Here is a 13,681-nt window from a genome sequence, read left to right on the forward strand (position 1 = left end):
CGCGGACGCGGCGCTGGGGCGGGTCCGGAACGGGTGAGCGGCGGTCAGCGCACGCTGCGGCCCCGCGAGGCTACGCCATGCGTTGCCAGTACGACTCCGTGTTCAGGAGATCCACGGCCCACCTGTAGTGTTCATCCTGGCGCAACCCCTCCGCGCCGGAGTACAGGTCACATGACATGAGCGCATAGGCCATCGCGTAACGATAGAGCTTCCCCTCTTCATCCGCGCCGAACTTGCGCAACGCGACAGCAACCAGCTCGTCACGGACCGACGATCTCTCAGGTCCGTACATATCGAAGAGCACGCACGCGAGGGAGACATCATACAAGGGGTCACCGAACATGGTGAAGCTCCCGAAATCGATGACGCCGGTCACTCTATAGGTGTCGCTCATCAGCACATTCCCCGGGAAGAAGTCCCCGTGCACGACGCTCAGCGGGCCGTCGTACCTCTGACCGAGATAGAGCTCGCGGAGCCGGGCCTGCTTGGCGGAGAGATCGACCACGTCCGCCTCCAGTGACCCCCGCTGCCGCTCGATCTTGACCTCAGCGAGGCGGTAGACGAACTCATACCAGCCCTGCGCCCGCGCGCTGCTCGCCCCGGACGCGTCGAGCAGGAGGTACTGCGACACGCCGTGAGGTGACTTGATCTCCGCCAGGGCCGTGACAGCGTCGATGTAGCGCTCTCGCGCCGTGAGCGCGGCTTCGTCATCGAGATCAGGGAGCAGCTCGGAGAGCGGCTTCCCCTCGATCCGGCGCTCGATGACGGCCAGCAGCCCTCGAATGGGCGTGACGTCGTATATCCGCGGAAGCGCGAAGGTCAGCCCTTCGCCGCGCAGGGAATCGTAGAATCTCCTCAGCACCTCGACCTTGCCGACCCGGCCGGGATCCGCATAGAGCTTGAGGACGCGCTCGTCGGCCAAGCCGTAGACCTCTGCCTCGGTCCCGCTCGCCATCCAGGCGCCTGGGTCGACGCCGAGCTCTCGCAGCGCTGCGGCTCTGGCTTCTGGATCGATCGCGGAAGCGTCCGCGCGGCTCGGTTCCGCGAGCGTGCGCTCTCTGCCGCCGCCGAGGAGGCGCTCCCGGACGTCGCCGTGCGGCGGCGTCGTCCCGCCCGGCACGGCACCTGCGCCGCCGCGGTTCATCTCTCGCCCTGTCTAGCCGACCTGCTCGCCCTGTCAAACGCAGGCCCGAGCGGCTCGTCCGGCGCGAGGAGCAGGCCGGCCCGCAGGGATCTGGCCCGGAGGGAGCGCGTCACCGGGACGGCGCCCCGCGGCTCGGCGTGGCCGAGCGCGGGGCGCCGCGCGCCGCTACCACTGCATGTCGCTGCCGCACACGGTCCGCGCGGCGAGCGCCGTCCCGGAGGGGCTCGCGACCAGCGCGTCCCGGATCCGCTGCTTGGTGCACAGCGTGTGATCCGACCAGCGGACCTCGTCGACCTCGTTGATCGGGTGGAGGGAGCTGGAGGAGTCATTCACGAGAAAGTCGCGGATCGTCACGACGAGATCGTCCCCCGCCGAGAGCCGCAGCTCGATGTCCCTCGGATTCAACCGCCGGAACGTGGCCCCCTCGATCACCGCCGTGGGCCCGCCGATCTCGAGGAGATCGAGATCCGCGGATGCGCCGTCCGAGGCCCGGACGATGAGGTCGGCGCCGTCGCCGGGGTTGAACACGTACCTGTCGCCCCCGGCGCCGCCGCGGAGCGTGTCGTTGCCGCTCCCGCCGTTCAGCGTGTCGGCGCCGAGCTCGCCGTACAGGTCGTCGGCGCCCGCCATGCCGTTGAGCGTGTCGTCGCCGTCCCTTCCGAACAGCGTGTCATTGCCGCCGAAGCCGGAGATCGTGTCCGCCCCGAGGAACCCTTCGAGGGTATTCGATTGCTCGTCGCCATCGATGGGGCTCCCGTCCCCGTAGAGCATCAGGTGGGCCACATCGGCGGCTGTCAGCTGCGGCGCGCCGGCGGCGGTGCCGAACTGGAACAGGTCGATCGTGAAAGAGGAGGCTGCGTTGCCCGTCAGGAACTGGGAGACACGCAACGTGTCGGGGCGACCGCGGACGCTGACCAGGAGATCGCTGAACCCGTTTTTTCGGAACACCAGGTCGCCGGGCGCGAGGTCATCGTCGAAGATCACGGTGTCGATGCTGGCGGCGTTCACGTCCGAGTTCTGGATGATGTCCTGCCCTTCGGAGTAAACGTACGTGTCGCTGCCATCTCCGCCGTTCAGCGAGTCGTCGCCGGCCCCGCCGACAAGGAGATCGTTGTCCCGGTAACCGTTGAGCCGATCGTTCCCGTCCCCACCTTCGAGGGTGTCGTTGCCGTCGTCACCCTGCAAAGAGTCATCCCCGTGGTCACCCCGCAGAGAGTCGTCGCCGCCGCCTCCCACGATCGTATCGTTCCCGGCGAACCCCGACACGACGTCCGCCGATGCGAACCCCGCGATGCTGTCGTTCTCCGGTGTTCCAGCGAGGGCCATGTAGCGCAGGTCTTCCCTGCTCCACGTCGCCGTGGCGGGATCGCCGATCTGCGCGAAGTCGACACCCGATGTGCCGCTCTCATTGAAGTGCCACCGGACGTTGATCTGTCGGTACGTGCCGTTGCCCAGGATCGTGACGATCAGGTCCCGGTTGACGTTGCGAACGCGAACCATCTCGGGCGTCACGTCAGCGCCGAGCACGAGGCGATTGCTGCCCGCGAAGTCGTCCACCAGATCGGTGCCTCCCTCCATCCCGCCCACGACGAACGTGTCGTTGCCGGCGCCGCCCGTGAAATGATCGTCGCCCGCGCCGCCGTCGAGCACGTCGTTCCCGCTCTGACCCGTGAGGTTGTCGTCCCCGCTGCCGCCGTTCAGGCGGTCGTCGCCGTCGCCGCCGTCGAGCGTATCCTTGCCGTCATCGCCCGACAGGACATCATCGCCTCCGAGACCCGAGAGCCCGTCGTCCCCCGGACCTCCCGAGGCGGTGTCCGCGGTCGCGAACCCCACGAGGCTGTCGTTCCCCGGCGAACCGGTGAGCGCCAGGATCCGCAGGTCTTCCCTGTTCCACGTGACGGTGGCGGGATCGCCGATCTGCACGAAGTCGACACCCGATGTGCCGCTCTCGTTGAAGTGCCACCGGACGGTGATCTCCCGGGACACGCCGTTGCCCACGATCGTGACGACCATGTTTCGGCCGACGTTGCGAACGCGCACCATCTCGGGCGTCACGTCGGCGCCGAGCACGAGGCGATTGCTGCCCGCGGAGTCGTCCACCAGATCGGTGCCTCCCTCCATCCCGCCCACGAGGAACGTGTCGTTGCCGGCGCCGCCCGTGAAATGATCGTCGCCCGCGCCGCCGTCGAGCACGTCGTTCCCGCTCTGACCCGTGAGGTTGTCGTCGCCGCTGCCGCCGTTCAGGCGGTCGTCGCCGTCGCCACCGTCGAGCGTATCCTTGCCGTCATCGCCCGACAGCTCGTCGTCGCCGCCGCGACCGAAGATCGAGTCGTTTCCTTCGCCTCCCGAGATGGTGTCCGCCGACTCGAACGCCGAGATGATGTCGTTGCCCGTCGTGCCGGACATGGCCAGCAGCTTGAGCTCCTCCCTGTTCCACGCCGCCACCGCGGGCTCGCCGATCTGCACGACGTCCACGCCCCGCGCGTCGCTCGCATCGAACTGCCAGCGGACCGTGACCTCCCGCGATTGGCCGTTGCCCGCGGCGGTGATGACCAGGGTGCCGTTTTCGTTGCGGGCGCTGATCATCTCGGGCGTCACGTCCGTGGCGAACACGAGCCGGTTGCTCCCCGCCGTGTCGTCGACCAGATCGTCTCCTGCCTCCAGTCCGCCCACGAGAAACAGGTCGTCGCCATCGCCGCCCATGAAGTGATCGTCGCCCGCGTCGTCGTCGAGCACGTCATCTCCACGCTGGCCGGAGAGGGTGTCGTTCCCGGCGCCGCCGTACAGGTAGTCGCCGTGATTGCCGCCGTCGAGCGTGTCGTTGCCGTCGTTGCCGAGCAGAAAATCCTGCCCTTCCAGGCCGTAGACCGTGTCGTTCCCCCCCTGCGCATCGATGAGGTCCGCGGTCTGGTAGCCGAGGATCGCCCCGCCCGCGTCGCCGTTGTCGAGCGCCTTCACGCGCAGGTCGCGGGTGTTCCAGAACGTGCCGTCGCTGAACGCGACGTTCCCCAGCGCGGAGCCGCTCGTGGCGTCCTCGTTGAAGAATCCCGCGACGGAGACCTTCGTGCGGGTGGCCAGAGGCGCGCTCGTCACCTCGATGACGAGGTTGCGATCCGAGCGCGTGACCTTGACGTCCTCCGTGCGGATGCCGTCGACGAACTGCAGCGTGTCAGTGCTGAGCTCGAAGCCCGCGAGGTAGAACTCGCCGTAGTTCGCGCCGACGACGTAGGTGTCGTCGCCGGAGCCGCCGTCGATGCGGTCGCCGTCGGTGGGATGGACGAAGATGAGATCGTCGCCCACGCCGGCGGACACTTTCACGGCCTCCCACACGAGGTCGTGTCCGTTGCGGTGGTGATCGAACCGGAGGGGCGTCGTCTTCGTGGGGTTCGCGAGCTGGCCCTCCCAGAGGTAGTCGAACCAGCGAAACTGGCCGCAGAGATCCCCGGGGCTGAGCTTCACCAGGAACGAGTCGGGCCGGTTGTACGGGTCGGGGTTGCCGCTGTGCTGGAACAGGAAGTGCCGTTCCTGCAGCGCCCCCAGGTACGTTTCATTGTAATGCGCGCTCGGATCCAGCGCCGCTGAGGGCTGCCAGAAGCACCCGCCGACGGGGAGCCAATCGTTCGCATAATCCATGGTGGCGTCCAGCGTGGAGTCGAGGGCGTCCGCGATGAGCGGGCGCGGATCCCAGCCGAAGCGCATCAGCGCCGGTCCCGCGTGGCGCACGAGATCCACGAGGTCGGCGAGCGCGTCGTGGGTATCGACCCTCTCGTACTCGCTGTCGAGCTCGAGCTGGAGGCGCTGGTTCAGCGCCGCGAAGTCGAGGCTCCCGGGGCCGGTGGGGTCGGGGACCAGTTCGAGGTACGACTGCAGGCGCGTCTGGACCGCGAGGGCGCCGTAAACGCGCTCCTGGATCAGGCGGTACGCCGCATCGAACCCCCACGTGTTGATGGTGCTGAACGTGACGCGCTTGCCGTTCGCGTCGGTCGACAGCTGGTCCCAGTCGCGGCTCTCGATGCCGCTGAACACCTCGACCACCGTGAGGCGCGCCAGATGACGCTTGTACTCGATGACCATCGGGTGATCGCTGAGCTCCAGCACCTCCTTCAGCCACCGCGCGTGTCCGCTCACGCCGAGGCGATCCGCCTCCGAGGTGAACAGCGTCGCCAGATCCGTGCGTGTCTGGTTCTCCGTCGCGCCCGGCACGAGCGGCGTCACCCCCCAGTCGGACTGCGGCGCATACACCTGACCCTTGCCGATCGAAGTTCCGCCGCCCGTGCTCAGCGCGCCGCCGCCTTGCGCGTCGATCTTCGGCTTCTTCACGCGCTGGAAGTGCACCCAGATGGGCGTGTTGGTCGCGATCGACTGGTGATAGAGCGACCCTCCGGGCGCCGCCTGCGCCCAGCGCGTCAGGACGTCGTCGACCTTCCGTCTTTGGCCCTCTCGCGTCGGCTCGGCGGCGAACTCGCTGACCAGCGAGAGCAGCACCGGATCGACCGTCATCGCCTCGCGCAGCGGGCGCGCGAACCCGCTGCCGCCCATGTACGGGAGCGCCTCGGCCTCGGGGGATACGGTGACGGGGGTCGTGAACTCCGCGTAGAAGTTGCTTTCCGTCGGGATCAGGTTGGCGACGATCCCGGTCGTCCCGTCGTCGCGGGTATACTTCGCCGTGCCGGAGAACGTGTTTCCGTTGGTGCCGCTGATGTTCCCGGAGACCGAGAGTGCGATCGAGGTGATCCCCATCTCCGCGAGCGACGCCAGCTCGCCGAACTCGGCCTGACCGTTCGAGTTCAGGTCGTGCCAGATACGCAGCGCGCCGAAGCCCGCGTCCGCGGCGTCGATGACCCCGTCGCTCACCGTGTCCAGATCGGAGAGGGCGTCGAGGCCGTCGGCCGCCAGCGTCCCGTCGAGCTTCACGGTGTCGACGCCGAAGAGCTCGTTGCCGTCGTTGATCTGGCCGTCGAGGTTGCGGTCCCGCACGATCCAGCCGTCGTCGGGGCCCACCCAGCCCGTGGCCGTGGCCACGCCGTCGCCGTCGTGATCGAAGAGGACCGAGTCCGACCCGTCGAGGCCGAGCGTCTCGACGCCGTCATCGTCGAGGTCGATCGCCAGCGGGTCGCCGCCGATGTCCATGAAGGCGAGGAACATCGCCATGTCCGGCAGCTCGGCGTCGACGTCGCCCATGTGCGGCGCCCGGCCCTGGGACAGGTCCAGGAGGTAGTCCTGACGCCAGCGCATGAAGTCGGCCAGGTGACCCACCATGCCGTTGCCGAGCAGGTCGCGCCTGCCGAACCCGACGTACTCCTCGTTGATGACCTCGAACCCGAGGATCGATGTCTCCACCGCGAACCCCCAGTTGGGGTCAGCCGACTGTATCCCATCCAGGATGAGCTTGATCTTCGCCTCCGTCTCGAAGTGATCGCCCTGCTGGTGGACACCGGATTTGTCCGGCTTGTAGCTGGTCGCGAACGGGCGGGCGAGCCCGAACTCGATCTCCGCCTTCTCGGGGACGTACTCCCACTTGTCGTTCATCTTCCCTTCGGTGACGAGCGCGAAGTTGGGGCCGATGGGGACCTCCAGCTTGATGCCGCGGTTCGTGCCGTAGGTGACGACGCCGTTCCCGTCGCCGGGCACGTTCCAGACACCGCCGTTCGCGATGGCGGTCGGGTTGGTGCCGTAATTGGCCGAGTAGATGCCCGAGTTGGGCGAGGTGAGCTCGAAGTTGATGTTTCCATCCGACGCATTCCACTTGAGCTCGAAGCCGCCGGGGCCCTCCCACTTGCCCTCCTTGACGCCGCTCTTCGGCTGGATGTCCTCCCAGGAGAAGGCATGAGCCGCGGGCGCGACGCCGAGCGTCCCTATCGACGCCAGGATCGCAAACAGACGTTTTTCGCTGATGATTCTCTTCATTGAAGTCACTCCGGACCGAACGCCGGGCGAACAGCAAGGGCCACGCCAGATCCAACTCGCGCGACCTCTCGGTGGTCGCGGCGAGCAGTCGCGAGGTTTCGGCCTCGCCGTGACATCGGCGGGGCGATGTCACGTGACATCCCCCCCGGATGTCACGTGACATGTCCCGTGACATCGGCGGGCCGGCTTGACGCCTCCGGCGCGACGCCGACGTCGCGATGCGGTTCAGCGCGCCCCCGGATCGCCGGTCCTCGCGTGCCGGTCGTCAGGCCGCGCGAGGCAGCTCAGCTGCCGTGTCGACGCGCAGCGCTCGAGTAGGGCCCGCTCACCGCCCCCGCTCGTAGTCGAGCGCCGCCTTCTCCACGACGTCCCAGTCCCGCGCGGCCCGCTCGGCCTCGGCCACGAGGTCCGCCGTGAAGAGCGTGAGCCCCCAGATGCCGTTGTCCCGCCGCCGGAACGGGTACCGCGTGCCGCGCGCCGTCTCGACCGTGGCCCGCTCGCCCGTCACCTCCACCTTCGCGACGCCGGACAGATCGCGCCGGAGGCGCGCGACGAAGCCCTGCTTCGCGGCGATGTCGACCCACACGTCCGCCCCGTCCTCGGCCGTCGCGTGCGCGCGGTACTGCTCGAGCAGGCGCGTGCGCTCCGGCTCCGGGTAGCTCGCCTCGATCCGCTCGCTCGCCTTCTGCCGGTAGTCCCGGATGGTGTAGGCCGCGTGCTGCGCCCGGTCCTCGAGGTACGAGAAGCACGTGCGCAGATCGTTGGCGCCGAGGCGGTAAGCGATGCGGAGATAGGCGCCCTCGGGCGTCGTGTCCGGCGGAAACCGGGTCAGCTTGAGCGTGAGGAGCGCGACGGCCACCGCGGCGACGGCGGCGGCGCCCCAGAGGATGGCGCGGCGACGGGTCATGTTCGAGCCTCCATGACGGCGAGGGGCCCGGGCGAGCGCGCTGGCGGCGCCGTCCTGCCCGACACGGCACCTGTGCCCCTGCGGTTCATCCCTCGCCCTGTCGAGCCGCCCGGCGCGCTAGTCGATGTGCCCACCGAACTGCAGATAGAGCGACGCCACCCTATCCCGGTCGAACGCGGGCCCGAGCGGCGCGTCCAGCGCGAGGAGCGCGCCCGCCCGCATGAAGAAGCTCTTCTGGCTGTCGTACACGAAATACGGCAGCAGCGAGACCTGCCCCCGGTCGTCGTAGATCGAGGACGGGACCCACACGGTCTGGAGCGCCACGCCGCCGCCGAAGCCGGCGCGGCTCTGGAACTCCGGCTCGATCTTCGCCTGGAACACCACGTCGAGATCGTCGGAGTCGTCGAGGAACCCGCGCCGGCCGCGGTCCTGCAGCGGGACGAAGAACGTGAGGTCGCCGCCCGCCCGGAGCACGAAGGAGCGCCCGAAGCGGTACTCGATGCCGCCGAGCCCGCCGATCGGGAGCGCGTCGGCCGCCCAGAGGTGCAGATCGTAAAAGGCCATCGCCGCCGACGCGTAGCCCGTGGCGAAGCGCCAGTCGTAGTCGTCGACCACGCCGAGCGGCAGCCCGGCGCGGCCGCCCGCGTACCACGTGAGCTTGCGCTTGATGTCCGAGTAGTAGAGCGTGAACGTCGGGTTGCCGAGCCCCGCGCGCGACTGGCCGTCGAGCGGATCCTCGACATCCCCCGGGCCGTTCAGGGAGAGCGCCAGCGGGAACTTCAGGTTGATGAACAGATCGGGCGTCGGCTCGAACTGGATGAAGGGGACGGCGGCGATCGACGCGCCGAGGACGCGGGCGCTCCACAGGTAGAGATCCACGCCCGCGTCCGAGCGGTGCACCACCGGATCCCAGGCGTGCGCCGGCGAGGAGGCGGCGAGGAGCGGAGCAGCGGCGGAGACCGCCAAGGCGAATGCGTGAAGCCATCGGGGCGTGCTCATCTCGAGATCTGCCTACCGAGATCCTGACCGCGACGTCAACCGCGTAGCGCCCCCTTCCTGAGAAGCCGGACCGACCCTACGATGCGCCCCATGTCCCGCACGAGACCAGAAGCCCCGCTCCTCGACGCGATCCGGCGCTCGATCCTCGTGTTCGACGGCGCGATGGGCTCGCTGCTCTACGAGCGCGGGGTGTTCGTCACCCAGAACTTCGAGCAGCTCAACGTCGCGCGCCCCGATCTCGTGAAGAAGGTCCACGCCGACTACCTCGCGGCGGGCGCGAACGTCATCGAGACGAACACCTTCGGCGCGAACAGGTTCCGCCTCGAGCGGTACGGGCTCGTCAACGAGGTGCGCAACTTCAACCTCGCGGGCGCGCGCATCGCCCGCGAGATCGCGGGCGGCGACGCCTACGTCGCCGGCTCGATCGGCCCGACCGGGCTCGTGCCCGGCGTGGCCACGCGCGACGACCTCGCCGCCGCGGCCGGCACGTTCGCCGAGCAGGCCGGCGCGCTCGCCGAGGGGGGCGTGGACCTCCTGGTTCTTGAAACATTTCGCCATCTTGACGAGATCAAGCTCGCCATCGAGGCGGCGCGGAACGCCGCGCCGGGGCTCCCGGTGCTCGCGTCGATGACGTTCGACACGAGCGGCGTCGTGGCCGACGGCAGCGAGCCGGAGCGCGTCGCCCGGACGCTGCGGGACTGGGGCGTCGACCTGCTCGGCGTCAACTGCGGCGACGGCCCGCAGCTGTCGCTCGCCATGGCGGAGCGGATGGCGACCGCGGGGCTCCCGCTCTGCGTGCAGCCGAACGCGGGCTTGCCCCGCACGGTCGACGGCCGCCTGCTCTACATGGCGACGCCCGAGTACTTCGACGTCTTCGCCCGCCGCATGATCCAGGCGGGCGCCGTGATGATCGGCGGCTGCTGCGGCACCACGCCGGAGCACGTCAAGTGGATGGCCAAGTCGGCCCGCATGCTCCGGGGCGGCGCCGTGCCCGAGGTCGCCTCGCGCCCGCACATCACGATGGACGCGCCCACGGGGAGCGAGCCCACGCCGCTCGGCGAGCGGAGCCCCCTCGCGGCGAAGATCGCGGCGGGCAAGTTCGTGGTCTCCGTCGAGGTGAACCCGGCGCCGGGCCTGAACCCCGAGAGCGCGCTCAGCGCGGCGAAGATGCTCATCGACAGCGGCGTCGACGTCGTGAACGTCGCCGACGGCCCGCGCGCCACCGCGCGGATGACGAACCTCGCCTTCTGCTCGCTCCTTGTGCAGCGCTACGGCATCGAGCCGATGCTGCACGTCTGCGGCCGCGACCGGAACCTCATCGGCCAGATGGCGCACCTGCTCGGCGCCCACGCGATCGGCATCAAGAACCTCGTCATCATCACGGGCGATCCGCCGAAGGTCGGCGACTACCCGGAGGCGACGGCCGTCTACGATCTCGACTCGATCGGGCTGCTCAACATGGCGAGCACGATGAACCGCGGCCTCGACCCGGCCGGCAAGCCGATCCCGGGCGGCAAGACGTCGTTCCTGCTCGCCACGGGGCTCGAGCCCGGCGCCCCGGACCTCGACAAGGAGGTCGCGCGCCTGGAGCGCAAGCGCGCCGCGGGGGCCGACATCATCATGACGCAGCCGATCTTCCACCAGGATCTCCTCGAGAAGGTGCTGCGGCGCATCGAGCACCTGGGGATGCCGGTGCTGATCGGCGTGCTCCCGCTGGTGAGCTACAAGAACGCCGAGTTCCTCCACAACGAGGTGCCTGGCATGCAGATCCCCGAGGAGATCCGCGAACGCATGCGCAAGGTGCCGGCCGGGCCCGAGGCGCGCAAGGAGGGGGTGAAGATCGCCCGCGAGATGCTCTTCTCGGTGCGCGACCGGGTGCAGGGGGCCTACCTGATGCCGCCGCTCGGCAAGTACGAGCTCGCGCTCGAGGTGCTCGACGGCCTCAAGACGAGCTGAAACGCCCGGCCGCCCGCTCCGGCGCATGAGTTCTTGCTTGCAGCGCCGGGCGCCGCGCGGGGAAACTCCGCCGAGATGTCCCTAGAGTACCGGCTTCATTCGCGCTGTGCCTGCGGTTCCGCGCTCTCGTCGTCCGAGTTCGCGCTCGCGTCCCGCCCGTTCGCGCTCGCCGGGACGAGGCGCGTCTACGAGCGCTCGCGCCCGTTCACGATCCGCCACATCGCCCTCGATCTCGCGCTCGACGTCGCGGAGCGCTCGATCCGCGGCACGGCGCGGCTCGACGTGGTCCGCGTCGACCCTGCGGCGCGCGAGATCGCGCTCGACGCGATCGGCTTCGATCTGGAGGCGGTCGAGATCAGCGCCGGCGCCGGGCGCGCAACGAAGCCCCGGCGCGGCGCGGGCAAGGCGGCGAGCGGCGCGTTCCACCCGGCCGAGCACACGTACGACGGCGAGACGCTCCGCGTGGCCGTGCCGCTCGACGAGGCCGAGGTGTCGATCCTGGTCCGGTACCGGGCGACGCCGCGGCGGGGGATCTATTTCCTCCAGCCGGACGAGCACGTCCCCGACCGCCCGCGCCAGGTCTGGACGCAGTGCCAGGACGAGGACGCGCGCCACATCTTCCCCTGCATCGACAAGCCCCATATCAAGCAGACGACCGAGCTCCGCGCGGAGGTGCCGCCGGGCTGGTACTGCCTGTCGAACGGCGAGCTCGAGAGCGACGCGCGATCGCAGAAGGCGGGCGTCTTCCACTACCGGCTGGACGAGCCCCACCCGAGCTACCTGTTCACGCTGGTCGCGGGCGATTTCGCCCGCATCGACGACGCGGCGCTCGACATCCCGCTCGCGTACTTCGTGCCGAAGGGGCGCGAGGACGACGGCCGCCGCACGTTCGCGCGCACGCCGGACATGATCCGTCACTTCAGCGAGAAGCTCGGCGTCAAGTATCCGTTCCGTCGCTACGCGCAGGTGGTGGTGAGCGACTTCATCTTCGGCGGGATGGAGAACACGACCGCCACCACGATGTACGAGCACATCCTGCTCGACGAGCGGGCGGCGCTCGACATCTCGTCGGACGACCTCATCGCGCACGAGCTCGCGCACCAGTGGTTCGGCGATCTCGTGACGTGCCGCGACTGGTCGCACGGCTGGCTCAACGAGGGATTCGCCACCTTCATGGAGCACGTCTATCGGGAGCACCACCTCGGCGCCGACGAGTACGATCACAGCGTGAAGGCCGATCTCGACGCGTACCTGGGCGAGGCGCGCGGGCGTTACCGGCGGCCCATCGTCTGTCAGGACTACGACGCGCCGCTCGACGTCTTCGATCGACACCTCTACGAGAAGGGCGGGCTCGTGCTGCACCTGCTCCGCCGGGAGCTCGGAGACGAGCTCTTCTGGCGCGGGGTGAGCACCTACCTGACGCGCCACGCGCGCGGGGTCGTGGAGACACGGGATCTCGCCCGCGCGTTCGAGGACGTGAGCGGCAAGTCGCTGGAGCGCTTCTTCGAGCAGTGGGTCTTCCGCGCCGGGCACCCCGAGCTCGACGTGAAGATCGAGCTCGAGGGCGATCAGTGCACCGTCACCGTGAAGCAGACGCAGGCGGCCGGGCAGCACCCCAGCCGGGAGCACGCGCTCCAGCCGGACGCCTCGACGCCGCCGGTCTTCGCGTTCGACCTGGTGCTCGATTTCGGCTTCGCGGACGGCAAGGGATCGAGCGTGCGCCGCGAGGTGCGGCGGGTGGACCAGCAGGCGCACACCTTCGTCATCCCGCTCCCGCGGCGCCCTCGCTTCGTCGTGGTGGATCCGGACCTCAGGATCCTGGGGGAGGTCAAGATCGACGCGCCGGCCGATCTGCTGCGGGCGCAGCTCGCCCACGCGCCGACGGCGCGCGGCCGCATGCTCGCCACGAAGCCGCTCTCGCGGCGCGACGACCCGCCGACGACGCGGGCGCTCGGGCAGTCGCTCTCCGGCGCGAGCGAGTTCTGGGGGGTGCGCGCCGCCGCGGCGAGCGCGCTCGGCGCGCTCCAGTCGAGCGCGGCGTTCGCGCTGATCGAGGGCAACGCGGGCGTGGAGCACCCGAAGGTGAGGCGGGCGGTCACGAGCGCCCTGGGCAGCTTCAGGTCGGCCAGGGCGGCGGAGCTCCTCGGCAAGCTCGCCCTGCGCGACGCGAGCTACCTGGTCCAGGCCGAGGCGGCGCGGGCGCTCGGGGCGACGCGGCAGAGCGCGGGGTTCGACACGCTGATCGACCTGCTCGACCGTCCCTCCTGGGGCGAGGTCATCCGCTGCGGCGTGATCGACGGGCTGGCGAACCTGCGCGACGAGCGCGCCGTGCCGCACCTGACGGCCCGCACGCGCTACGGCATCCCGACGCGGGGGCGCCGCGCGGCGATCCTGGCGTTGCCGAAGCTCTCGACCGATCGGCGGACGCGCGAGCTCCTCGAGGAGCTGCTCGATCAGCCGGATCCGTACCTCCGGGTCGACGTCGCGCGCGCGCTGGGGGATCTCGCCGACGGCCGGTCGCGCGGCGCGCTCCAGCGGCAGCTCGACCGCGATCTCGACGGCCGGGTGCGGCGGCGGATCCGCGAGGTGCTCCGCGATCTCGGCGGGGCGGGCAAGCGCGAGCTGGACCGGCTGCGGGACGAGCTCGAGGCGCTGCGGCGCGACAACGCGGAGATCCGGGCGCGGCTGGGCAAGCTCGAGGCGACGGGGACCAAGGCCAAGAAGGCGGCCGACGCCAAGTGAGGGCGCCTCTTTGCCGCGCCGCTCTC

At 69.7% G+C, this 13,681-nt stretch carries 6 protein-coding genes; 2 read left to right on the forward strand and 4 right to left on the reverse strand.

Translation table 11 applies throughout. The features are described 5' to 3' along the window. Positions 1-70: 70 nt before the first annotated feature. From WMF36_RS41970 to WMF36_RS41985, 4 genes are all read right to left on the reverse strand, one after another. On the reverse strand, positions 71-1,144 hold the full coding sequence (locus WMF36_RS41970; protein WP_437576467.1) for a phosphotransferase family protein: 1,074 nt from the start codon (positions 1,142-1,144) through the stop codon (positions 71-73). A 165-nt stretch (positions 1,145-1,309) separates the two neighbouring features. After that, positions 1,310-7,051, reverse strand: a complete 5,742-nt coding sequence (locus WMF36_RS41975) for a calcium-binding protein (RefSeq protein ID WP_437576468.1) — start codon at positions 7,049-7,051, stop codon at positions 1,310-1,312. 325 nt (positions 7,052-7,376) lie between these two features. Continuing rightward, positions 7,377-7,958, reverse strand: a complete 582-nt coding sequence (locus WMF36_RS41980) for a hypothetical protein (RefSeq protein ID WP_437576469.1) — start codon at positions 7,956-7,958, stop codon at positions 7,377-7,379. A gap of 117 nt (positions 7,959-8,075) precedes the next feature. Continuing rightward, positions 8,076-8,957, reverse strand: coding sequence for a hypothetical protein (locus tag WMF36_RS41985; protein ID WP_437576470.1), 882 nt, complete (start codon positions 8,955-8,957; stop codon positions 8,076-8,078). A 90-nt stretch (positions 8,958-9,047) separates the two neighbouring features. Here WMF36_RS41985 and WMF36_RS41990 point away from each other — a divergent pair, with 90 nt between their 5' ends. Together WMF36_RS41990 and WMF36_RS41995 are read left to right on the forward strand one after the other, a co-directional pair. Beyond that, on the forward strand, positions 9,048-10,913 hold the full coding sequence (locus tag WMF36_RS41990; protein ID WP_437576471.1) for a bifunctional homocysteine S-methyltransferase/methylenetetrahydrofolate reductase: 1,866 nt from the start codon (positions 9,048-9,050) through the stop codon (positions 10,911-10,913). A gap of 75 nt (positions 10,914-10,988) precedes the next feature. After that, positions 10,989-13,655 (forward strand): M1 family aminopeptidase, encoded by a 2,667-nt coding sequence (locus WMF36_RS41995; RefSeq protein ID WP_437576472.1) that lies wholly within the window; start codon positions 10,989-10,991, stop codon positions 13,653-13,655. Positions 13,656-13,681 lie beyond the last annotated feature (26 nt).

It is taken from the genome of Sorangium sp. So ce887, from assembly GCF_051521455.1.
Lineage (GTDB): Bacteria > Myxococcota_A > Polyangia > Polyangiales > Polyangiaceae > Sorangium.